At 39.2% G+C, this 23,573-nt stretch carries 17 protein-coding genes; 8 read left to right on the plus strand and 9 right to left on the minus strand.

Annotation, left to right across the window (positions count from 1 at the left end; genetic code table 11):
* Window positions 1-23 precede the first annotated feature (23 nt).
* The 3 genes from PY092_RS15090 to PY092_RS15100 all read right to left on the minus strand — a co-directional run bounded on the left by PY092_RS15090 (window position 24) and on the right by PY092_RS15100 (window position 9,523).
* On the minus strand, window positions 24-326 hold the full coding sequence (locus PY092_RS15090) for a hypothetical protein (protein WP_275616641.1): 303 nt from the start codon (window positions 324-326) through the stop codon (window positions 24-26).
* Between the two features lie 264 nt (window positions 327-590).
* Window positions 591-6,491: a DEAD/DEAH box helicase gene (locus PY092_RS15095; protein ID WP_275616642.1), complete on the minus strand. Its 5,901-nt coding sequence runs from the start codon at window positions 6,489-6,491 to the stop codon at window positions 591-593.
* A 5-nt stretch (window positions 6,492-6,496) separates the two neighbouring features.
* A complete protein-coding gene (locus PY092_RS15100; protein WP_275616643.1) occupies window positions 6,497-9,523 on the minus strand; it encodes a hypothetical protein in 3,027 nt (1,008 codons plus the stop codon).
* A 520-nt stretch (window positions 9,524-10,043) separates the two neighbouring features.
* Between PY092_RS15100 and PY092_RS15105 the strand changes: the two genes are divergently transcribed.
* The 8 genes from PY092_RS15105 (at window position 10,044) to pcaF (ending at window position 17,484) form a co-directional block, all read left to right on the plus strand.
* Window positions 10,044-10,922, plus strand: coding sequence for an AraC family transcriptional regulator (locus PY092_RS15105; RefSeq protein ID WP_275616644.1), 879 nt, complete (start codon window positions 10,044-10,046; stop codon window positions 10,920-10,922).
* A gap of 219 nt (window positions 10,923-11,141) precedes the next feature.
* Window positions 11,142-12,263 carry a muconate/chloromuconate family cycloisomerase gene (locus tag PY092_RS15110; RefSeq protein ID WP_275616645.1) on the plus strand — a complete coding sequence of 374 codons (1,122 nt, stop codon included), beginning with the start codon at window positions 11,142-11,144 and terminating at the stop codon, window positions 12,261-12,263.
* A gap of 10 nt (window positions 12,264-12,273) precedes the next feature.
* A complete protein-coding gene (locus PY092_RS15115; protein ID WP_275616646.1) occupies window positions 12,274-12,564 on the plus strand; it encodes a muconolactone Delta-isomerase family protein in 291 nt (96 codons plus the stop codon).
* A 50-nt stretch (window positions 12,565-12,614) separates the two neighbouring features.
* The gene (gene catA, locus PY092_RS15120; protein ID WP_275616647.1) at window positions 12,615-13,535 is read left to right on the plus strand and encodes a catechol 1,2-dioxygenase; all 921 of its coding nucleotides are present in this window, start codon (window positions 12,615-12,617) and stop codon (window positions 13,533-13,535) included.
* A gap of 114 nt (window positions 13,536-13,649) precedes the next feature.
* Window positions 13,650-14,426 carry a 3-oxoadipate enol-lactonase gene (gene pcaD / locus PY092_RS15125; RefSeq protein WP_275616648.1) on the plus strand — a complete coding sequence of 259 codons (777 nt, stop codon included), beginning with the start codon at window positions 13,650-13,652 and terminating at the stop codon, window positions 14,424-14,426.
* Window positions 14,427-14,430: 4 nt separating this feature from the next.
* Window positions 14,431-15,774, plus strand: coding sequence for a 3-oxoacid CoA-transferase (locus PY092_RS15130; RefSeq protein ID WP_275616649.1), 1,344 nt, complete (start codon window positions 14,431-14,433; stop codon window positions 15,772-15,774).
* Between the two features lie 95 nt (window positions 15,775-15,869).
* Window positions 15,870-16,265 (plus strand): FUSC family protein, encoded by a 396-nt coding sequence (locus PY092_RS19720; protein ID WP_417958237.1) that lies wholly within the window; start codon window positions 15,870-15,872, stop codon window positions 16,263-16,265.
* A gap of 13 nt (window positions 16,266-16,278) precedes the next feature.
* Window positions 16,279-17,484, plus strand: a complete 1,206-nt coding sequence (pcaF, locus tag PY092_RS15140; protein ID WP_275616651.1) for a 3-oxoadipyl-CoA thiolase — start codon at window positions 16,279-16,281, stop codon at window positions 17,482-17,484.
* Window positions 17,485-17,565: 81 nt separating this feature from the next.
* On the opposite strand, the gene PY092_RS15145 is transcribed toward pcaF, so the two are convergent.
* The 6 genes from PY092_RS15145 to PY092_RS15170 all read right to left on the minus strand — a co-directional run bounded on the left by PY092_RS15145 (window position 17,566) and on the right by PY092_RS15170 (window position 23,556).
* A complete protein-coding gene (locus PY092_RS15145) occupies window positions 17,566-19,653 on the minus strand; it encodes a M28 family peptidase (RefSeq protein ID WP_275616652.1) in 2,088 nt (695 codons plus the stop codon).
* 178 nt (window positions 19,654-19,831) lie between these two features.
* Entirely contained in the window at window positions 19,832-20,371 is a 540-nt protein-coding gene (locus tag PY092_RS15150) for a 1-acyl-sn-glycerol-3-phosphate acyltransferase (protein ID WP_275616653.1), read from the minus strand.
* Window positions 20,372-20,407: 36 nt separating this feature from the next.
* The gene (locus tag PY092_RS15155) at window positions 20,408-21,535 is read right to left on the minus strand and encodes an iron-containing alcohol dehydrogenase family protein (RefSeq protein WP_275616654.1); all 1,128 of its coding nucleotides are present in this window, start codon (window positions 21,533-21,535) and stop codon (window positions 20,408-20,410) included.
* Window positions 21,535-22,239: an HAD family hydrolase gene (locus PY092_RS15160; RefSeq protein WP_275616655.1), complete on the minus strand. Its 705-nt coding sequence runs from the start codon at window positions 22,237-22,239 to the stop codon at window positions 21,535-21,537. The genes PY092_RS15155 and PY092_RS15160 overlap by 1 nt, the downstream gene beginning before the upstream one ends.
* Window positions 22,230-22,943, minus strand: a complete 714-nt coding sequence (gene kdsB / locus PY092_RS15165; protein WP_275616737.1) for a 3-deoxy-manno-octulosonate cytidylyltransferase — start codon at window positions 22,941-22,943, stop codon at window positions 22,230-22,232. The genes PY092_RS15160 and kdsB overlap by 10 nt, the downstream gene beginning before the upstream one ends.
* Window positions 22,944-22,983: 40 nt before the next feature.
* Window positions 22,984-23,556 (minus strand): DUF4126 domain-containing protein, encoded by a 573-nt coding sequence (locus PY092_RS15170; RefSeq protein ID WP_289623260.1) that lies wholly within the window; start codon window positions 23,554-23,556, stop codon window positions 22,984-22,986.
* Window positions 23,557-23,573 lie beyond the last annotated feature (17 nt).

The raw sequence follows: 23,573 nt of genomic DNA on the forward strand, positions 1-23,573 counted from the left end.
GACTTTTTACAGATAGATCTAATCTAAAGGTGGGTCACTTTGGCCCGGCGGGGGTGGGTCACTTTCGTCCGGCCAGCTATGGTCACTTTAACCCGGCGAGGGTGGTATACTATGTCCGGCGTTTCCAGTAGTTCATTGATCCATTCAAATTGTGGTAATCCCTTAAATCGTGAAAGTACCATCATAGCCGATTTTAACTGCTCAGCTTCCAATTCGTTAATTGGCTGGTTATTGATAGAATAATCTGAATCAGTATATCTATAAAATGTTCTTCTCCCTTGCTTGGTTTTCTTGAGATCCACCCCGTACCCCTGACTGGACTCCATGAATCGAATATCTTCATACAACTGACGCTTTTTAATTCCCTCGGAATCTGGGTTAAATTCAAAAAGGGACTTATTACAAGCTTCTAATAAGGAAGTGATATCATAACGTCGACCGGGATTGGAAAAACATTTATCAAGCGTTTGATATCTTATAAGAGCGTTCTTGTTAATAGGCATGGTATAAAGATAAAGAATGTGTGCGGTATAATTGCACACATTCTTTTAAACCTTGTTCATAATCCCTAACAAGTATAAATTTTAAAGCTATTGATCAATACTTATATTGTAAATAATATCATGGTTGACGTCTTTACGAATATCAAATACTTCGTTTTCAAGTTTCATATCTTCCGAAGTTAATCGCCGAACTGGTTTGATACCATGTGCAATACCACCATCAATACGAATACTAAAAGAAATGTCACTAGACTTAAATTGAAAAAATCTGTAATGAGGCAACCGAGCTTCCTCTATCACCTTGACTTTAAAATCAAAAGAAGACTCCATTGCCTTCAAGTCATAGGTATAGTCATCAAGTTCTTTGTAGTTGTTAATTATGAACTGAGGATAATAACTAGCTTTAAAATCGTATTTAGACAAATGAACAGCAAGTACGGTTATGGAAATATCCCATAAGTCTTTAAGTTGATTAATGAATTGTAGCAATAAACGCATTGAAAATTCAGATTGGTTAAATTTATCGAAGTAAGAAACCTCAAAACGCTTATTCTTGATTTTTGAACTTAGTTCTTCAAGGTTGCCAAAATTTTCTACCATTAGCTTCGCTAAATCATTACTTTGGGAACATTTTGGCAATGTTTTGATTTTAGCTTCATATAAATGACCCAAAGCAAAACTAGGCAACTGTAAATGACCATAATCATGGACATCGATATCTTCCGCTTTAAAGTATTTCACTAAGGTGTTTTTTGGCCATTCTGCATCAAAGTCAGCATAATTTGAATGTGATATATAACCAAGGGTTTTATTATTTTCTAGCGTTATTGAAAGATGTAATGGATAATGATGAATTCTATCTCCAACTCCTTGAAGTAAGTTAAAACTATATGATAAAAAGTGGGCCGATAACTTATCTTGATTGTTGGCGAAATCTAATGCGCCTTCAACCACAAGATTTACCCTTACACGCTCTCTTTTAAGGTTTTCAAGCCATTCAATGTTCTCAATTTCCCAAACAGAAATATCAGCATTAATATGAACGTTTATTTCCTTTATTCCGTAATGGTAATTAAGGCGGTTAATTTCATCTTCCAAAGAACCGAAAACAGCACTTACACGAGATTTTTCAGCCATTAAATCTTTAGGTAATTGATTCTCAACTGCTACCTGCAACCAGTCTATAGCCATATGCCTATCTAACTGCTCAATCTGCCACTGCGTGGTTCTATCGATTAAACATTTGGTACATGCATTTTGGCAGGTACAGTTATCCAAAACCTCTAGGGCCTGTTTAAGAATTTTTTCACTGAACATTCTAAATTGGCTCGCATAACCAGCGCCTCCTTTTGCCGTGTCATAAATAAAAATGGTTTGATAGCCTTTGTATTTTTTGATTCCAAAACCAAGTTCAGATTCTTCGATCGCAAGATATTCTGCTAATGATTTGGTAAATATTACTGCAAGGGAATACGCTAATTTTTTATTGTTAACAAAAGAATTATCACTGTTTTTTAGTCGGATTTCTATAAAATCAGTTTTAAACTTACTTCCTAAAATAATATGCTCACGAATGTTATGTGCCGTACAAATACTTTCATTATTTGCGTTCTTACCACCTCTTAAACGGGTATGACCTTCCAATCTTTCAGTGGTGATTTCCACCTTACCGCAATCTAGGCAGAGACTATACCCTTCACCTCCACCAGTGTTATAAAACAGGATTTGGGTGTCTTCTTGCTTAGATCTTGATCGATAATCAATAAAATGTGCTTGCTCAGATTCCCAAGGTTCAATATTCACCAGTAAAGGTTCAAGGTATTGGGGTTTACTTCTTTCTGAAACTACCCTATTGGGTGTGCTAAATAAATCTATCGCAAAACCCGTAGGTTCTACCAACTCAGTATGAGGACCTTGATGCTCTCCCAATTCTATTCCAATAAAAGAGTGGCTGTTATTACATTTAGGACAATCTTCATTAATCTTCCCAAAATCTACAGTACGTTGATATCCACAATTTTTACAAGCTTGAACGGAGGTGCGTTGTGAAGACTGCCCCCAATTATTTTTCATAATGATACCCGATGATTTGTAATTTAAACCATCGATTAAAATATAGTTGCCAGGAGCAAACTCTGTCAAAGCCCTTGAAATACTATAACTTGGATTTGATTTAAAATTACCTGAACTTTGTTTTCTTAAATCTGAGAGTGTGATTTTATCAAATTCAACAATACCGGTAGGTAAGCCGGCATTCGGTAAAAAGCCATCCTCTGCCAAATAACCTAAAACAAATTTTTGTAAAAATTGTCCCTTTCTATAGTTCACTGCTTTATAAGCAGGACTATTATCACCAAATTCCTTTGCGATTGTATCCAATTCTTTTTCAAAGTCTATCTTTTGATTTTTAATATTACCCATTACTTGTTTAAAGTTCTTGGAGACTATAAAAATCAATTCTTCAGTGCTGCTATTTCTAAGCGGAGTTTCCTTTTTCAAATGATTTAAAGGGCCTTCTAAATCGACTATTTCAATTTGATCTAACCAGCTTAAAAAGCTTAGGGCTATGGTAATGTTACCATCAAAGAAAAATTTCTCAATATTTTCTTTAATGTTAAGTCCTTTGTTTTCATTCACCTGCCCCCTAATATACATACCAAACAATAGCGAATTCACATGCCGTTCAACAATGGTTCTACTATCAAAGGCGAGTATGGGAGGAGCTATGGTGTGCTCTAAGGCCCATTTAGGATTATTCATCGTTCGTAACCCTATGGGATTTGGTGCGCAAAAAGTTAGCGCTAATGATTTATTCTCAGCCCTTCGCCCAGCGCGTCCTGTTCGTTGTAAATAATTAGCCGGCATCGGAGGAACATTACTCATTACGACAGCGGATATGCCCCCAATATCCACTCCCATCTCCATGGTGGTGGAACAGCTTAAAATATTTATTTCTCCATACTCAAATTGTTCTTCTAACTCGTTAAGCCTCTTTTTATCTTGCTGCGCTGAGTGCTCACCAGCCAAATACAATTTATCAAAATCAAAAATACGTTCGTGAAGGTCATTCCATAACCCTTTATTTCTAGCCTCTAAACTGTTTTCTTCTAGCCAGGCATCTACTTTTTCAATTAAGATGGGTTCGTTATCTTCATCACGATGGTAAGCATAGGGATACGAAGGAAAATTATGACTCTTTGAGGTATCTATTTTATAATTCTCAATATTATTGGATTCTAGACGCCCCTTGATAAGCGGGGAATACCCTCTAAAAACTTTATCTACCAAACGATTGGTTACGGGACATAAATATTCTTTACCTGCAATTTCAAACTGTGTACTTTTAAGAAAATCTAATTTATAGCCGTCAGCATCAGGAGTAAGAATTTTATGTTGCAGCATGCGCCAAATTTTTTCCAATAATTGATTTAATTCATCTTCTCTTTCCTCGTTTATAGCTTCTATGTCATGCCAACCCAAACCTGCGCAAATAAGCAGTACTAATCGCGCCTGAACAATGGAATTCGAATTATAAAGCCCCCATTTCTTAGCATCTTCAACCTCTGAGTTAGCGGGATAGATCAATTGCGAGCGATAAAATTTTGAGGTAAATAATCGCATAGAGTCTTCAAAGAAAAAATTGAAACTATTCCTAATTACATAGTCCGCCGCAATTTTTATTAGTGATTGCCACTCATCCTTATCAATACCTAACTTTACAGCTATTTCCGGTGGTATTACATCATCTAAGGTAGGGTATACAATATTCACCAAACCTAGATTTTCTAACGATCTTTCTCTAGGTATTCGTCGTGCAAATTGATCATATAGCAATGACTTTGCATAGGCCTCGTTTTCTAAGGCTAAATCGTTACCCCGTGCCCCTTTTTTAAATAAGGTCTTGAATTCCTCCTTCTCTATAATCGTATCAATAATCTCTTTCCATGAAGATCTACTTTTCATGTAGGACTGGTTATCTCCTCCCTCTAGTTCTTCATCAATTTTCCTGATATTTTCTTCAATCCCCTTTTTCATAAAAGGGAGGGCGTGCTCTAATTGAATCACGTATTGCGCTCTCGCTTCTATGAGCTCATCTATACTTGCTTCTATCGTGTTCTCGTTCAGTTTTTTAAGAAGGTAATGATAGGTCTGATAACGGATCCAATCGCTTTCACTATCAATATTGATCAAGGCAGAAATTCTTGCAGTACCTTGTCGGCTATCGGTAAAGGATATATATTTTCTTCCTTGATAAAGTGTCTTAGAGGTTATATGTTCTCCTTTTGGGGTTTGATCCAAAATAATGTCTGACAAAATCCTGTTTGTAAATGCCGATGAAATTCTGAAATGTATCGGATACTCATTTTTATTATTACAATGTGGGCAATTAGAATCATCTGTCCATAAAAAATCATCCCCCGATATAATTTCATTATCTGTGGAAATGGAGCAAGACATCAAATCCCTAGTTCCAGAATGATCGTTTTTTATCAATCGAATTAAATTAGTACTACCCTTATCCGGTGCATTTTCATCCCTTTCTTCACTCTCATCATTTTCTAAATGAAAAGCTTCATACCCCACGCTAGATTTTTGAATAATTTTTGCATTTGGTCCATTACCCTTATTAAGTTCGCCCTCCAACATCATATTTCCACAACTTCTGCAGGCTACCAATTCTAATAAAGGATGGCCACAACCACATTTTTTTCCAGCAATAGTATACATGGTACCTATGGCCTTAGTAGGTTTGTTGGTTATGTGTTTGTCACATTTTATATTCGTACACACATAAACCCCACCAATACCCCTTGTAAAAAAATGTCCTCTAACCGGTAATACGTTATGACCACCTATTTTTTGATCTGCCAATAGGTCAATCGCTTTAAGCTGTTCATATTTATTTGAAATACCCAACTTTTCTCCAATTTCTTCCTGGGTAAGACCAGTGGTATTAAGTAATTGATTTCGAAGTACTTTAATATTGTTTTTGGTCAATGGAGCTGGCAAATCAGGTATGTCATTGTCTGATATTTGATTATTGACTCTTTTCCCTTGAATTACTATAATGCTCTCTTTGGAAATACCACATAGCTTCGCCATAAAATTTCGAAGGTTCTCGGTACTACCGGTACCTACAGTAGCGGAAGTTATAGCAAATCGAACATCATTTACGTCAACACCAAACGCTGCAACTACCCGCCGAATCAACAGTGCCATTTCAGCAGCTTTTGAACCCGTTAGGGTGTGCGCTTCATCGAGAAGTATCCATCGTAGAGATCCTTGTGATTTCTCTAGAATCGGCACGTCTGCATTTCTAACTAGCATGTATTCAAGCATCGTTGGGTTTGTGAACAAAACCTGAGGAGGTGTTTCCCTAATCTGATCTCTGGATATTAATTCAGGTAAGGCTTTTTTCTTTTTATCCTTTTTACTTTCTCTATTGGGAGTGTCCCCTGTTAATAATGCGTACTGCACCCCATCTAGAGCCGAACACCATGCGTGCATTCGCTTTTTTTGACTGGCAATCAATGCATTTAAAGGATATAGAAAAATGGCATTAACACCTTGTTGGTTATTACAATTTTTATGAATGTCATGAATAACGGGCAGCATAAAACATTCTGTTTTACCAGAACCAGTACCGGTAGTAACTGCAATTGATTTATTTGTGTTAACCAACATTTCCCAACTTTCCAATTGATGTTTGTAAGGCTTTCGTTCTTTCGGAAATTGATAGTTTTTATTCTTTATTTTATCCAAGGCATCAATGAATTCCTTACTAAAAATATTTGAGGTCTCGCCAAAATTTAATTGACAAGGCTCCCAAGGAAATGTTGACTGAAAAACTGCATCAGCCATTATAGGCTCTTGAGACAACATAAATTTAAAGTAGTCTTGCATTTCTTTGTCACCAGTTGCCCAAAGCGATAAGATTGCATCTGTTAACCTATTTTCTGTTTTTTTATAAAATTCTTGAAAATTCATTGGTTCTATTTGTTTTTTAAGACTTGTAAAATAACTCGATTATAAAAGTCCGGATTTAGGTATTGGCTGTATTGGATGTTTCTTCGAATAGAATCCCTATATTCATCCCCAGCCCAAATAGGATATTCTTTCTGAATATCTTTTATAGACTCAGCTACGGCTATTGGGGCTTTTAACAAAAGTTTTACCGGAAGGTGATCTTTAATTGAAATACCATATTCATTTGTGATATTAGGACTATTATGAGGAAGCTCTCTCAAAACTCGTTCACCAAGCCTTGCTCTTAAATCCCTAACATCTCCGTATAAAATATTTTGATTTTCTATCTGAGACCCATTCAAATATTGTAATAGTTCATCTAAACCAAGTTCTGCTAAATAAGAAGTAAGCAGTTTCAAAATGTTAGGGAAATTCTGAATATTTGTTAGTTCAACTATTTCATTCAAGGCGTATTCCCAGTCCTTCTTTTTAACCCAATGAAAACAGAAACCTAAATCCATTTCCATCTCAGGAATCACTTTTTGAATATGGGTATCCGGGTCATATTGGTTAACCCCTAAAAAGAAAAAAGCTCTTGCTGCCACCAAAGAACTTATTGAGATAGCCCTTAACTGGTCGAAGGTGGAAAACGGTAAGTCGTACTCCAAGCAAATATCAAAATAGGAAAGTAGTTGTAGCCAAATTTCATCTGTGAATTTTGACTGAGAAAGCTGCGCATGGTAGTGATCTATGCGGATATTTTTATCACTTCCTTCAAAGTCTATATCCGTATTTACGAAACGAGGCATAAGCTGTACTCCTTCATTTTCTGAACTTGAAATAATAATAAATTGTTTCGTTAATTCAGTTTCTGGTATTTTAAAATACATACCTTCTTTTAATAAGGGTAATGGCTGTATATTCTCTGATGATACATTTAACGGAATCGCGAATAATTCCAAGTCTTCGTCAAAATTTTCTAAGTGCACTTTACTTTCCAATTGTCCGTCAATATTTAGAAAATTATTGAAATTTGAAATTTCATAGGATTTAGATCGAGACCCTTCTATCAACTCCAAACAAACTTTATTTCTATATTCCATGGCATCTGCCAAATAATATAGTCTAGTGATATCTTCTTTAAATGAAATTAGGGGCTGTGCGGTTTCTTTTATTTCTTTAGTGATCTTTACCCCTGGTTTCAATCTATTTTTAATACTGAGAATAGTATCCTTGTTTGGTGTACTTAAAATTCTAAGACCATAAAGATCTGTAATACAAATTGGTTTATGTTCTGAAATGATTTTTCCATCCTTATCCGTTATAGCCATACCAACAAAAGGGGATGACAAATCAAAATAGAGTTTTTTCTGTCCTCTTTCACCTAAAAAACCCTTTATCTTATTAGGAATTTTAGAAAATTCAGTTTTTACCTTTAACGAATAACTATCCGCATGATTTTCAATGTCTAAAATTTGAGAAGCGTCTAATTTAAATTCAAATGAACCCCTATTCCTTAGTTGTAAAGTAGCCTTATCGATAGCTTTATTGCTATAATTAACCTGTAGATTACCAATATTGTAGAATGTATCGTAAGCAATTAAACCATCTTTTTCAATTTTAAGATCTAAGCAACCAGATGGCATATAGACCAGTTGGGTTAGTTCTTGCCATGAATTATTTGAGTTGTGTTTTTTAACCCAAACCTTAAAGCGATCAATCGAAAGTCTATTGTCATTTTCATCATATACATAAACCATAGGTTTTTTTTGGACCACGGCCATAATGGCGTTAAGTATCCAAGCAGGTTTTTGACTTACAATGGTCCAATCGAAAGAATTTACCGCACTTAGGTATTTTCGAGATTCATAGCCCTTGCTTATTGTAGCTTGTCCTTCAAAGGGAAACCACGACATAACTTCTTCATAAATTGAAATTTCTAACGTTGGTAATTCACTTTTCCATTCTTTTGGAAATAGTAAGGCTGCTTCTTTATTGGTAGTTCCATTTCCCTTGATAAGACGCCATTCGGTATCCGAATATTTTGCCCATAGACTTGGTTCATTTAAATTCGGCATGGTTTGAATAAAATCGGCAACTTCAATCTTTTCTCCTTCGCGAAGTACATAAGCTACAGGAAAATTACTTTCAACATCCCACTCCTGATTTTGATATTGAAAACGGTCGGTCTTAAAATAACGACCACTACCTACTTTTCTAAAAATACAGATTAGAGAATCATTTAAATAGAATTGATATTCATTATCATTAGGTTCAAATCCTAAAATATTAGCCAAAGATTCAGGCGTATACTTATCAGCGAGTCCTAGTCTCAAACTAATAGCTTTTTTATCTTCATTAAATTTCAAAAGCCAATAATTTTTTGGTTTTGAAATGCGCTGTTTTCTAACCAGCGTTCGTTCACGATTTTTTAATTGATTGGTAATAGTAGTCAATACCTCGTCAGAAGCTAAGAGATCATCAAATTCATTTTCTTTATTTAGAATTGATCTTACTATTTCAAAGCAGCTTTCATAGATAACATCATTTTGACTGGATTTCGGGAGGAGGTCTATGATGTGTGGTTTAAACATAAAATCCTCTATAGACTCTGGCTGTTCTTCTAAGACAGCCATTAGAAAATCTTGGTAATAACCCTGATTCTCGGCTATATGAGCTAAGGGAAGTCCGCCTTGAAGGAGAAGGGTCCTAAAGTAAAGCGTGTTTTGTTTTGTAATCCATCGAAAACGAAGTGCTTTAGCACCTTTAACCGCAATTTTATAAAACTCGTTAGCATCAAAAATAAATCTAATGTTTCCGCCAATGGAATCAAAAATTTCTTTTTTACTCGGTTTACCCCCGTGATATTTTTTTTTCCACCATTGTGCGTAATATAGAGCTGCATCTTTAGCGTCTATCGTTAATGGTTTTGAGTATTGTAAAACTTTTATCAATTCATCAACTTCTTCATCGGTTAAAAAATATTTCCAAAGCGGTCTGCCATCATGTTTAACTAATTGATTTGATAGAAGTAGTTTTTTAAAAAAGCTCATTTCTGCGGTTTAAATTATCGCCTAAAAATAATTTCAATGTATGCATTGGTTATGCACAAATTGAAATATTTTAAAATATCATTAAACTTAAAAATAGATTAATTTGACTCAAAAGAACTACGATGTAGGCTAATAATATTCTTTTTGAAATTCAAAAAAAATATACATCAATTCCAGAAGTACTATATTTTATAGTAAATTTATCTAGCAGTAATAGTCGAATTACTTGTAGTAATTTTTAACCTTTATAGCCCAAAAGTTCTTTTACGCTTTTGATTTTCTTGTGAATGAATTCCATTTTTTGGATGTAATACCATCTTAATTCCGAACAAATATCGAACAAATACTATTTTACTTTAGAATAATTAATTGCAATTCAATGGTTTATATAAAATATAATGATGTACAGAACGTGTTCCACAGTATGAAAGAATAGGTTAAGGCTAAATATTCTTAGTAACTCCCCATTCACAAATAAGCCCAATGCATTTTCACCTAGTCAACTTTGTAATGGTTCACTATGAAAAAAAAGCTCTTTTATGATGGTATTTATGGGGAAGATTCCATTGAATTTATCCGGGAAACAATATATATCTCATCGTTAGAGGAGGTTCTGGTACGCCATCATGGGGTCATAAAAAACCATGTTCACGGTAACCTATTTCAGATTTTTCTTCTCGAGGAAGGAAAACTCCAGCTCAATGTGAATGATGATACCATTGACATCGAGGGCACCAGTTTTTTTGCGATTCCAAGAAACGTATTGCACGGCATACAGACAAAGGAAAACATTACAGGCTGGGTAATTACGCTCTCCGATATGGCCATAGAACGAATGCTGGCCTTGGATACCGATATCATCTTTGACATTGAGACCATTACCATAGCCAAATTCGATTTTGACGACCCACTATTTGAGCATCTATATACCACGATGCACAAATGCATTAATGAGTTCAACAGCAATCTTCCTGGAAAGGACTTTGCCCTTGAATATCTTGTGGGCATGTTATTGATACGGCTCTATCGTATTCCCAAAAAGCGTAAGCTGTCCATTATTTCTTCTGATAACGCTTATAACATTTACTACAGGAGGTTTTTGCAACTTATCAGTGAAATGAACGATTTTAAATACCCCATTGCAGGGTATGCCGAACAATTGTCCATCTCTGCAGGTCACTTGAACAGAATCTGTAGGGAAGTTTCTGGCAAATCCCCAAAAGATATCGTCATTGAACATTTTCTTGATGAAGCCAAGGTCAGACTCTCCATTTTTGAAACTTCGATAGCCGAGATATCCTTCGAATTGGGATTCGAATCACCCAATTATTTCACGCGTCTTTTTAAAAACAAATTAGGATTGACCCCACGTGATTACCGAAAAAAGATTGGGGCATAGTACCTTCAGAAATAGACATTTCCAAATTCAAACAAGTCACTTTTAAAACATTTTATGATATATTTTACACAAAATGCATGATTAATGCTATTAATGTTTTGAAAAGATAATTTCCCTTGTCCCATTTTCGTCAATTTTGTTTGGTATTAGCAAATAATACACTCCACATTTAACAATTACGCAATTATTCACATGCGTATTTGACGTTATACTAAAAAAATGGCATACCCTAAAATTGAGAGAATCGAGACCTGTATAGTGGATCTCCCAACGATAAGACCCCATCATTTATCCATGACAGTGATGAAAAAAAACAGTTTTGTAATCATACGACTGTTTTGTAGTGATGGAATTGAAGGAATTGGGGAGTCCACCACCATTGGAGGGTTAAGTTACGGGGAGGAATCTCCTGAAGCCATGCAGCTCAACATCAATACTTATTTTGCTCCGCTCTTGCTTGGAATGGATGCCACCAATATCCATTCGATCATGGACAAATTGGAAAAAAACATAAAGGGAAACCCCATCTGCAAATCTGGTATTGAAACGGCTTTGTTGGATGCACAAGGAAAACGATTGGGAGTTCCGATTTCAACATTACTGGGAGGTGCCCAACACAGCGAACTGGATGTACTTTGGACATTAGCGAGCGGCGATACCGAAAAGGATATTGCGGAAGCGGAAAAACTACTTGCAGAAAACAGGCACAATACTTTTAAAATAAAAACCGGTTGGCAATCCGACAGCAGTGCTGTAACCCATGTAATTGCCATAAAAAAAGCCTTGGGTTCACGAGCAAAGGTAACAGTGGACATTAATCAGGCATGGGATGAGGGTACTGCTAAAACTTACATTAAAAGATTACAAGAAAACAATATAGATCTTATAGAACAGCCTATCAATAAAGAAAATTTTGAAGGTCTGGCAAGACTTGCACAAACCTTTGAAGTTCCCATTATGGCAGATGAAGCCCAACGCACTCTAACCGACGCCCATAATTTGGCAAAAATAAGGGGAGGCAGTGTTTTTGCCCTTAAAATAGGAAAATCCGGTGGTCTCTATAATGTATTGAAGGTAGCTGCCATTGCCGAAGCTGCGGACATTGGCTTGTATGGAGGAACATTGCTGGAAGGCTCCATTGGCACGGTAGCTTCTGCCCATGCCTTCAGCACAATCAAAAAATTGAATTGGGGAACCGAATTATTTGGCCCACTATTGCTCACAGACGATATCATCAAAACAAAATTGGACTATTCCAATTGTACATTGACCATACCAACCGGACCCGGTCTCGGTCTTGAACTAGATGAGGACAAACTAAATCATTATAAACGAAAATAACATTAAGACTATGCTTTACTGTGTTGAAATGGAAGTGAACATCCCAGAAACTTGGGACGAAGAAAAAATAAAGGACTATATCACCCGCGAACAGGCAACATCACAGAAATATCAAAAATCAGGTGAATGGGTATACCTATGGAGGGTGGCCGGACAATATTCAAATATTAGCATTCTTAATGTTGAAAGCCCTGATGAACTTCACAAAATACTTACCGAACTACCTCTATTCCCTTATATGGACATCACGGTAAAAAGCCTTTGCAAGCATCCAAATGCCATACGGGAATCCATGATTTAATCATAAGAGAAATCTGAACAAATGCATATTAACATTAAAATTTAACTAAAATGAACAAAGAAGCAATAGATGCCGTTCTGGAAGAAATTCTTTCCAAAGAAAAACCAGGAGAAGGGAACGAAAGGATCAAAGAAATCTCCAACCGATTATTAAAAGATCTATTTCATGCCATCGCCGAACTGGACATAACTGCAGAAGAAGTATGGAAAGCTTGTGATTGGATTACCGAAGTAGGCAAGAAAAATGAAATTGGATTGGTTGCAGCCGGAACAGGTTTAGAACATTTCTTGGACGAAAAAATGGATTGGGAAGATGCCCAAGCCGGAATTGAGTTAAAAACACCAAGAACCATTGAAGGTCCATTGTACGTAGCGGGTTCCCCTGAGTCATTGAGCTACGCAGAACTGGAAAACGAACCCAATCAAGGAGACGAATCACTTTATATGCAAGGCGAAGTATTGGATGAGGAAGGCAACCCAATTGAAGGTGCCTTGGTAGAAGTATGGCATTGCAATAAACTTGGCTTGTATTCTTACTTTGATAGTAGCCAGTCCGATTACAACCTACGTCGTGCCATTCGAACCGCAGCAGATGGAAAATATCAGTTCAAATCATTTTTACCTGTCGGATATTCCTGTCCTCCAGAAGGTCCTACCGATAGATTGATGAAAGCGCTAGGCCGACATGGATCAAGACCGGCTCACATCCACTTCTTCATAACCGCACCCGGATACAGAAAATTGACCACGCAAATCAACATTGAAGGCGATCCATTGACCTATGATGACTTTGCCTTTGCCACCAAAAAAGACTTGGTGCCACCAGTAAAACATCTTTCGTTGGAAGAAGCTAAAGCTTTGGGCAAAGATGAAGCATTCGCTTCCATCGATTTCAATTTTCACATGGTAAAGGAAAACGAAGCAATTGCCCCTGGAGAAAATAACAGAACCAGAGCTTCGATTACTGCTTAAAATTAATCGTTCAAAGCACTTTAAAGTGCATATAAAACTACCGGGAATGGGCAACTATTCCCGGTAGTACTTATTAAAAACAAAACGTCGCAAAGTCAACCATAATAATAAACTATGGCGGTAGCAAAAGTCAACAACGTTAAAATTCATTACCAATACAAAGATCATGGTCACGAAGAAGTGCTCATCTTTTCCAATTCATTGGGCTGTAATCTCAGCATGTGGTCATATCAGGAAATGCTAAAAGAACATTTCAATATCCTAACCTACGATACTCGAGGACATGGAGATTCGGAAATCACCTTGGGTAAATACACTGTAGAACTATTGGGAAATGATGTTTTGGCATTGGCAGATCATCTAAACATTGAAAAATTTAATTTCTGTGGATTATCCATGGGGGGACTTATTGGTCAATGGTTAGGAATTCATGCGGGCAACCGGCTCAATCATTTGATCATTGCGAATACTGCTGCCAAAATTGGCACGGAGACAGGTTGGAACGATCGTATCCAATTTGTAAATCACAATAAAATGGCCGATTTGGTGGATGGAAGTAAAGTTCGTTGGTTCACTCCGGAATACTGTATTGAATTTCCGCAAGAGGTTTCAAAACTGACGGACCAAATTGCAAATACCTCCCCAGATGGCTACGTGGCCAATTGTGCAGTTGTCCGTGATGCTGATTTTAGGGAACAGCTACATAAAATAAAGACACCCACCTTGATCATAAGCGGTACTAAAGATGAAGTTACCACCGTGGAGCACGGTAAATTTCTCAACGAACAAATAAAGGATTCCGAACATGTTTCCCTTAACGCAGCACATCTATCCAATGTTGAACAAGCAGAAGGGTTTTCGGAATATATCCTCAATTTTATAAAAGAATAAATCTATGAAACATACACCACAAATTAGTTTGGATGAAGCCACCGCTTTGGTAAAAGATGGCGATATTCTATTACAAGGTGGGTTTGGAATGACAGGAAATCCAGTGCATTTAATGCACGCACTGGCCAAAACAGGCACCAAGGATCTTACATTTATTGGAAACAATGTGGGTGAACCAGGTATTGGCGGCGGACTTTTATTGCGCAACGGACAGATAAAAAAAATGATAGGTTCCTATTTTACCAGTAATCCCGAAGCGGTAAAAGCCGCACAATCCGGACAAGTGGAATACGAACTTTTGCCACAGGGAACCTTGGCCGAGGCCATTCGGGCCGGCGGTGCCGGTATCGGAGGTTTTTTCACTCCCACTTCTGCAGGCACTGTATTGGCTGAAGGCAAGGAGACCAAATTGTTGAACGGAGAGGAACAGGTTTTTATCCCTGGTATTCGGGGAAATGTTGCGTTTGTTCGTGCTTGGAAAGCAGACACTGCTGGAAACCTCCAATACCGCATGACGGAACAAAATTTCAACAGGGCGATGGCCACAGCGGCCGACCTGGTAATCGCCGAAGTGGAAGAGATCGTAGAGTTGGGCGAATTGGACCCCAATCAAATCCATACTCCCGGTTGTTTTGTTGATTATTTGGTAGAGGCCAAATTAACCTTGGAAGATCTTGGGAGTTCCGCTTCAGTCTCTTCCGGTCGAAAAGTAAGTGAAAGCCGAATGAACATGGCCCAAAGGGCTTTAAAGGAATTAAGAAAAGGAGATGTGGTGAACTTGGGAATCGGCATTCCCACATTGGTGGCCGACTTGATCCACCCCGAGGATGACATCAACCTACATACTGAAAATGGAATGTTGGGAGTCGGGCCGGCCCCTAAAGATGGAGGGGCACTTGACTATCCCGTAAATGCAGGAAAAATTCCGGTTACCGCCTTGCCGGGATCTAGTTATTTCGACAGTGCAGAATCCTTCGGAATGATAAGAGGCAAACACATCGATGTTGCCGTAATGGGGGGGCTCCAGGTGGACGAACATGGAGATCTTGCCAACTGGGCCGTTCCAGGAAAACCACTGTTGGGGGTGGGCGGTGCAATGGATTTAGCTTCAGGAGCAAAGAAACTGATTATAACAATGACCCATTGCAACAGGGATGGTTCTCCAAAGGTCGTTTCCAAATGTTCACTCCCATTGACCTCTAAAGGGTCGGTTGACATAATCATCACCGACAAGGCTGTCTTCGAATTTATCAATGGAAAGCTTTGTCTAACTGAATTGATGCCAGGGGCCACTTTCGAAGAGGTGCGTACCCTAACATCAGCTAATTTTGTGGAAAAACTAAAATGATGAGCTCATTTGATATCTTATCAAAAAAATTTGACAGATCGTTCTTTATTTACCTTATACGATGTACCATAGGTTTTTTGATAGGCTATTATTTGATGATTACCTTTTCCTCTGAAGATTTCTTTTGGGCATTGCTTTCCATAATCTTGGTAATACCACCCGAGGGAAGAAAATTGGCTCCAAAGTTGACAAGGGAAAGGGTAATTTCCAATTTTATTGGTTCCTTCTCTGGTTTGACCGTATTTTTTATAAGTATTGAATATGTGGCAAAGGTTGTATTGGGAATCGTGGTCACCACAATAATTTGTAAACTGTTCAACTTAATGCAGGTTGTACGACCAGCAATAGTGGCTCTCCTTATAATTCTGATAGAGCACCCGGGGAGCCTCATATCCCCATTCGAACGATTCGCCACTGTTTTGATAGGTTGCTTTATTGGCCTATCCGTAACATTGATTACCTCGTTCGTTATCCGAAAAGCAAAAATTTGACAAAACAATTACAATGAAAGAAGCATATATAATAGACGGTATCAGAACCCCAATAGGAAGTTTCAGGGGTTCCTTGTCCCCAATTCGAACAGATGATTTGGCGGCCATGGTCATAAAAAAACTGGTAGAGCGAAATCCATCAATCCCAACGGACAAAATAGATGATGTCATCCTAGGTTGTCACAATCAAGCAGGGGAAGACAATAGAAACGTTGCCCGAATGGCGCTCTTGTTGGCAGGATTGCCCTATTCCGTGCCCGGAGAGACCATCAACCGTTTATGTTCATCCGGAATGTCCAGTATCGTACATGCGGTAAGAGCCATTAAGGCTGGTGATGGTGATATTTTCATTTCAGGTGGCGTGGAACATATGACCCGTGGTCCGTTGGTGGTTTCCAAAGCTTCAAAACCATTTGGAAATGATTCCAAGATGTACGATTCCAGTTTTGGATGGCGCTTTGTCAATCCAAAATTGAATGAAATGTACGGTACAGACCCCATGGGAATCACAGCAGAGAATCTGGCCGAGAAATATGGTATATCAAGGGAAGACCAAGATAAATTTGCCTATGAATCCCAAATGAAGGCTACCGTAGCCCAAAACAACGGAAGGCTACAAGAAGAGATTATGCCCGTTGAAATACCTCAACGTAAGAAAGACCCCGTCATATTTGAAAAGGACGAATTTGTAAGGCCATCAACTACAGTGGAGATACTGAGCAAATTACGACCGGCCTTTAAAAAAGATGGGACCGTGACCGCAGGTAATGCTTCTGGGCTTAATGATGGTTCTGGAGCTGTTTTTGTGGCATCGGACAATGCTATAAACGAGTATGGATTAAAGCCTATGGCACGAATCGTAAGTTCAGCCGTTGTGGGAGTAGAACCTCGAGTAATGGGTATTGGACCTGTATATGCCACCAATAAGGCCTTGGACAAAGCAGGGCTCACCTTGGACCAAATGGAAGTCATTGAACTCAACGAAGCATTTTCCGCCCAAAGTTTGGCATGTATCAGGGAATGGGGATTGGAAGACAATGACCCTAGGATAAACATCAATGGTGGAGCCATTGCCTTGGGCCATCCACTGGGAATGTCTGGAACCCGAATTACCTATTCTGCTGCATTGGAATTACAAAAACAACAGAAAAGGTTTGCATTGGCCACCATGTGCGTTGGTGTGGGAATGGGTTATGCCATAATATTGGAAAGGGTATAATTAATCCTAATTATGAAGGAATAAAAAAGGGGCATGCTTCGTATAATCATGCCCCTTTCTATTTTAAATGTGTTTTACCTACTAAATGCTTTGTGTCAATTTCAACATTTTATCGGCCAAATCTGCAATGGCAGCAGAATATCTTTCATCCCATTCTTCCAGACGATCTGCAGAACCAAGGGATATTTCATATTCAAGCCCAGGGAGAATCCAAGAGGCATAACCGCTAAATGGATCGGTTGATGCATACAAGGATTTATACCAAGACCCAAAGTACATTCCTTTTTCATCAATAAAACTCTTTTCCAAGGCCAACAATTGTTTGTTGATTTCCTTTATTTCCTTTTTGGACAATGAACCACTGGCCAAGGCACCTTTAATTGCAGCGCTCAACCCTTTTCCATTTTCTTCCAAGGTTAAAATGGACTGCTCCACCTTGTCGAATCCAGCAAAATCTTCATCATACTTTTTGATTTTTTCAACGGCATTCTCAAAATGACCTTTAAGGTCCACAGCGTAACGTTCCACATCGTAGGGAATTATTTCCGCATTGGCCATCCTTAGTGCCATTAGGCCTACCCATTGTTGAATGGTTCCTCCCATTTGAAACTCTGGATCCGCATACTTTTCGTAATAGCTAAAGCTGTCATAATTGGTATGGTACAAGGTTGGACCACCTGCACCTCCGCTCATGGAGGGCACTCCTACGTGCATATAAAACCCGATGTGATCGGAACCACCTCCCAAATTTCCAATGGAAGGCTCTTCCTTTTCACCTCTCCAATGATCGTACAAGGTTTTATCCGAATAGGGGTAATCCACTTGCTTGGCCATTTCGGTCATTATGTTCTTCAAAGTTGGAGATGATGACCCACCGATGTTCTTTCCAGAAACTCCTGCATCAAAATTCATATAGGCCACAGCATTGACCCCCAATTCTTCTTTCATTTGCTCAACCCATTCTGAAGAACCAAGTACACCGTGCTCTTCAGCATCCCAGTGGGCAATCATTATCGACCTCTTTGGAGCCATTCCCTTTTTTGCCATTTCTCCAAGAGTTTCGCTTAAAGAAATAAGCATGGCAGTACCACTGTTGGGGTCGGTTGCTCCAAATGCCCAGGCATCGAAATGGCATCCGATAATAATCCACTCGTCAGGATACGTTGTTCCTTTCATTGTTCCAACGACATTGCTTACCCTAACAAAATCCCTTTTTTGGTCCACCTTAACGCGTACCTTAAGTTCACTTCCACCAGTCAATCGATAAGTGTAGGGAAGTCCACCTTGCCATCCTGAAGGCACTACCTGTCCTTTCATTCGACCAATGATCTCTTTTACCGATCCATATGGCAAAGGCAATACAGGAATGGTATGTAGGTCCGTTTCGGATGGATCCAATCTTTTAATCTTCTTCTTGCCATCCAATGGCAATGCAGGCTCGAAAGGTGTAAGCGGGTCACCTGTGTAATCAACGGTCAAAACAGAGCCCCTTTGAATGGCACTCTCATTGTAGTATACCCCATCTGGATATACTAATCCTTTAGTGTAACCGCTATTCGCTGGGTCCGTAAAAATAATCAAACCGGCTGCACCGTACTGCTCGGCGAACTTGGCCTTGTAGCCCCTAAAGTTTCTTCCATAACGGGCAATCACGATTTTTCCCTTGACATCGATTCCCATTTCCTCCAACTTTTCGAAATCCTCTTTGGTCCCATAATTGGCATAGACAATTTCGGCGGTCACATCACCACTTCCGGAATAGGCATTCCAACCCTTGCCCAAAGTGGGATCGGAGGAATATTTATCTTCGTCCAAAATATATTCTTGTTGGTTTAGTGGCAATCGAATTGGAGTGACCAATTCAACCACAGAGGTCCCTCCATCGGTAGACATATAAATATCATAGGGATAACGCTCAACATCCAGTCCCGCATTATCCATGACCTGAAAAATGTAATCCGCCACCTTTTCATTGGCAGGGGTACCCGCGACGTGTGGTTTTTCGGTTAGCTTTTGGAGGTGTTCCTTAAATTTTGGAAAATCCACGGTACTTATAAAAGTGGATTCCAAAGTTTCTTGTTCTGATTTGGAAGAGGCAGTATATCCATTCCAGTCCTGAGCGGATACAAAGGAGGTGGATATCAACCCTGCTAAAGCAAATAATCTCAAGCGATTTTTTTTTGAGTTTTCAAGCATCATAATCTGATTAGTTTTGGTTTCTCAAATATAGTTAGAAGTCTCATCATGGCCTTGAGAAAAAACTTGCCTTAAATAGAAATGGCAATAATTAAAATTTAACTCCATTCACAAACAGATTCATAAGCAATACTATACCAAGAAATAATTCTTAAAAACTATATTCCGGCACCTTTCCTTTTACCCCTTTATAAAACTCATGGATAAAGGCCATATCTTTTTCCATATCACTGGATGAATAAAAAGGTTCTCCAATTTTGATTTCCTTTTTTCCAAAATCAAAAGCGACCATCAAAATGGGTACATGGGCCTTTTTGGCAATGTGATAAAATCCCGTTCGGAGTTGTTCCACCTTTTTTCGTGTTCCCTCGGGAGCCAAGGCAAGTCGGAATATGTTTCGGGAATTGAAGATTTGGACAATGTTGTCCACCGTATTGGAGTTTTTGAATCGATCTACGGGCGCACCTCCCGTCCACCTGAAAAACCAACCAAAAGGTGGTTTGAAGAGGCTCTTTTTGCCAATGTAGTTGATTTCCTTGTTGATGACCTTCCGAATCAATAATCCCAAAAAGAAATCCAGCCAATGGGTGTGTGGAACCACGATGACCACACATTTATCCAAATTGGGGAAGCTACCTGTGAGTTTCCACCCCAAGAGTTTAAAATAGATGAATTTGGCCAGCGATTGCATTTTTTATTGGAAACCTTGATTTATCAGGAACGTATCTTATATTTTTTGATATAGCGCTTGAAGACGCTCTGGCGTCATGATGGTTTTCCAATCCTTGCCCAAAGCGTTTTCCCATAGAGGTTCCAAGCCCAAAGAAATATTTACCATAACGTCAAAATCATTTTGGGTAAGTTCGGCACAAATCCCCTTTGGCATTGTTATGTTGTGCTTATCCATCATTTTATTGAAAAGTGCCACTCCCTCAGGGTAAAACTCTTCCAAATGCTGAAACACCAAACAATTGCCTATTCCATGTTTAATTCCCAAAAGATAGGAAAGTCCGTAGCTCATTGCATGGGCCACACCTACCTGCGAATAGGCAATGCTCATTCCTCCGTGCCATGAGGCCATCATTAATTTATCCCTTGATTCTTCTGGAGCTATATCTTCTAAAAACACTTGCTTACAGAGTTGCATGGCCTTTTCGCCATAACTTTGGCTAAAGGCATTCAAATAAGTTCCTGTCAACGACTCCACACAATGTATAAAACAATCCATTCCCGTGTAGAACCATTGTTCTTTAGGCACTGTTTTACTGAAATCGGGATCTAATAACACCTGATCAAAGGGTGTGAAATCCGAATTGATACCCAGTTTTTTTTCTGGCCCCAGAAGTACTGTTGTTCTGGACACTTCGGCTCCCGTACCGCTAATGGTAGGAACACCAACATGATACAATGCGGGTTTGTTCACCAAATCCCAACCCTGATAGTCCTTCGCCAAGCCCTTGTTGTTTAAAAGGATGGAAACGGCCTTGGCCAAATCGAGCAGTGTACCACCGCCAATACCGATCACCCCTGAGGGCAGTTCGTTATATTTTTCCCTAATCTGCGCCACCAATGCATCTACTTGGGCTGTTTTGGGCTCTTCTTCCGCCGAGATAAAAATTACCTCATCATTGAACATCAACGGAACCTTTGCCAAGAATTCCTCGTTTTCAAAGAAATCGTCCACCAAAAAAACAAATGGTGCCTCAGAACTCTTGCGCATGGGCAACAAAATATCCCCTAGTTGCGAAAAACACCCGGCCCCAAAAATTACTCTGGGTACCATGGGAAAGTTCTTGAACAGGGTTTTATGGGTGGATGTTGTTTCTTGCTTCTTCAAATTATTATCTGTCTTCATTAGTTGTCCAAATACTTCAAAATATCCTTGAGGCTGTTCAATTTAAGGTGATTGTTCACCATTTCGTCTTCCGACACCATTTCGTGGACCCATGTGGTATGAAACGGCACATGCACTGCCTTTGCCCCAATATTCAAGATAGGCAATACATCCGACTTTAAGGAGTTTCCTATCATCAAAAACTCGTTGACATCTATATCTAAATGCTCCAATAAATTCTGGTAATTACTCTCTTTTTTATCGCTCAACACTTCCACATGATGGAAATACTGGGACAATCCTGACTTTTCCAGTTTCCGCTCTTGATCCAAAAGATCTCCTTTTGTGAGCACGATCAATCGATACTTCCCCACCAATTGGGAAAGGACCTCTTCTACTCCATCGAGCAGTTCCACGGGATGGGAAATCATCTTTTTGCCCAGATTCAATATTTCACCTATGGTTTCTTGAGAAATTTCATTGTTGGAAAGGTCGAGCGCCGATTCTATCATGGAGAGCATAAAACCTTTGATACCGTAACCATAGGTTTCCAAATTGGCCATTTCCATTTTAAAGAGCTCTTGGTCTATTTTGTTCTTGGTCTCGTACCCATCCAAAAGCTCCGCAAATTTCTCTTCGGTATCCCTAAAATAGGTTTCGTTTACCCAAAGGGTATCGTCTGCATCAAAGCCAATGGTCTTTATGTTGGAGAAATCTACTTCCATACTTTTCTTGCGCGTTCCAAATCTTCGGGGGTATCGATTTCGATGCCCGTGACATGGGTTTCCACCATTTTTATTTTTTTACCGTACTCCAAAAAGCGTATGGCCTCAATTTTTTCTTTGGCCTCCAAGGGCAACATGGGCAGCTTTTGAAAATCCATCAATGCCCGTTTTCTAAAAACATAGACCCCTTTGTGCTTATAATAGGTTGCTTCGACTTCCTTATCACGAGGATAAGGAATCGGGGAACGCGAAAAATAGAGTGCAAAGTCTTGGTTGTCCACAATGACTTTTACAGTGTTGGGGTTGGATATTTCCTCCCAATCGGTAATCGGGGTCATTAACGAGCCCAAATCAATTTCCTTTTCCGTATCGTTTTTAAAGACCTGTATAATCTTCCCCAAGCTTGCGGCATCGATAAAAGGTTCGTCCCCCTGCACATTGATCACCACATCCACATCCATATCCTCTACCGCTTCGGCAATTCTATCGCTCCCGCTCTCATGGGTTCTTTTGCTCATGATGACCTTACCACCTATTCCCTGAATCACATCGGAAATTATAGGGCTATCGGTCACCACGTATACGTCATCAAAAAGTCCTGTGTTCACCGCCGCTTCGTAGGTTCGCACAATAACCGGTTTGCCGCCAAGGTCCTGCATTAGTTTGGCTGGAAACCTAGAGGCTTGATAGCGGGCGGGAATCATGGAGATTATTTTCACTTTTAGTTTTTTGGTTGATTGAATATTATTTTGTCTTGGGCCTTATTTTTCGGTAAATCCTAAATATGACCAGTAATATCATAATAACCAGGATCGCCGCGATTGGGGGCACCAAAATGGATGCGGTGCTCACGGCCACGGCCGCCCCCGTTTCCATCGTCGACACCAAAGGATTGGCCAACCCCCCTGTGGTTCCCGTTGAAGTTAACCTTCCCGCAGCATTTGCTCCTTTGATGGCCGTTGCCGTTCCTCCACCAGCGATAATGGCCAAGGACCAGGTCACGACGGGGTCCAAATTAGCCGCAGTGGACACCACTACCGCAGTACCTGCGATTCCAGCTAAAGGAAGTGCAATCCCATCCAAGGCATTGTCCACCCAGGGGATAAAATAGGCGAAAATCTCAACGATCGTTGCCACCCCCAAGGTAATCAAAGCGGTTAGACTACCAATCCATTGCCAGTTTTCGTTCAAGTCCCAAACTCCCATATACGCCGCAAAACTGAGGGCAAAAAGGGGGAGAAAGACGCGAAAACCTGTGGAGGCCGCCAATCCGATTCCGAGGAACAAACTTATTATGGTATCTGGTTCAATATTCATGCTGATGTCTAAAATAG

It is taken from the genome of Flagellimonas yonaguniensis (genome assembly GCF_029193885.1).
Lineage (GTDB): Bacteria > Bacteroidota > Bacteroidia > Flavobacteriales > Flavobacteriaceae > Flagellimonas > Flagellimonas yonaguniensis.

What these genes read in the sequence shown, in the direction of transcription:
- PY092_RS15090 (WP_275616641.1), bottom strand. Translation starts at nt 326, where the DNA reads ATGGAGTCCAGTCAGGGGTACGGGGTGGATCTCAAGAAAACCAAGCAA.
- PY092_RS15095 (WP_275616642.1), bottom strand. Translation starts at nt 6,491, where the DNA reads ATGAATTTTCAAGAATTTTATAAAAAAACAGAAAATAGGTTAACAGAT.
- PY092_RS15100 (WP_275616643.1), bottom strand. Translation starts at nt 9,523, where the DNA reads ATGAGCTTTTTTAAAAAACTACTTCTATCAAATCAATTAGTTAAACAT.
- PY092_RS15105 (WP_275616644.1), top strand. Translation starts at nt 10,044, where the DNA reads ATGAAAAAAAAGCTCTTTTATGATGGTATTTATGGGGAAGATTCCATT.
- PY092_RS15110 (WP_275616645.1), top strand. Translation starts at nt 11,142, where the DNA reads ATGGCATACCCTAAAATTGAGAGAATCGAGACCTGTATAGTGGATCTC.
- PY092_RS15115 (WP_275616646.1), top strand. Translation starts at nt 12,274, where the DNA reads ATGCTTTACTGTGTTGAAATGGAAGTGAACATCCCAGAAACTTGGGAC.
- catA (WP_275616647.1), top strand. Translation starts at nt 12,615, where the DNA reads ATGAACAAAGAAGCAATAGATGCCGTTCTGGAAGAAATTCTTTCCAAA.
- pcaD (WP_275616648.1), top strand. Translation starts at nt 13,650, where the DNA reads ATGGCGGTAGCAAAAGTCAACAACGTTAAAATTCATTACCAATACAAA.
- PY092_RS15130 (WP_275616649.1), top strand. Translation starts at nt 14,431, where the DNA reads ATGAAACATACACCACAAATTAGTTTGGATGAAGCCACCGCTTTGGTA.
- PY092_RS19720 (WP_417958237.1), top strand. Translation starts at nt 15,870, where the DNA reads ATGATTACCTTTTCCTCTGAAGATTTCTTTTGGGCATTGCTTTCCATA.
- pcaF (WP_275616651.1), top strand. Translation starts at nt 16,279, where the DNA reads ATGAAAGAAGCATATATAATAGACGGTATCAGAACCCCAATAGGAAGT.
- PY092_RS15150 (WP_275616653.1), bottom strand. Translation starts at nt 20,371, where the DNA reads ATGCAATCGCTGGCCAAATTCATCTATTTTAAACTCTTGGGGTGGAAA.
- PY092_RS15155 (WP_275616654.1), bottom strand. Translation starts at nt 21,535, where the DNA reads ATGAAGACAGATAATAATTTGAAGAAGCAAGAAACAACATCCACCCAT.
- PY092_RS15160 (WP_275616655.1), bottom strand. Translation starts at nt 22,239, where the DNA reads ATGGAAGTAGATTTCTCCAACATAAAGACCATTGGCTTTGATGCAGAC.
- kdsB (WP_275616737.1), bottom strand. Translation starts at nt 22,943, where the DNA reads ATGATTCCCGCCCGCTATCAAGCCTCTAGGTTTCCAGCCAAACTAATG.
- PY092_RS15170 (WP_289623260.1), bottom strand. Translation starts at nt 23,556, where the DNA reads ATGAATATTGAACCAGATACCATAATAAGTTTGTTCCTCGGAATCGGA.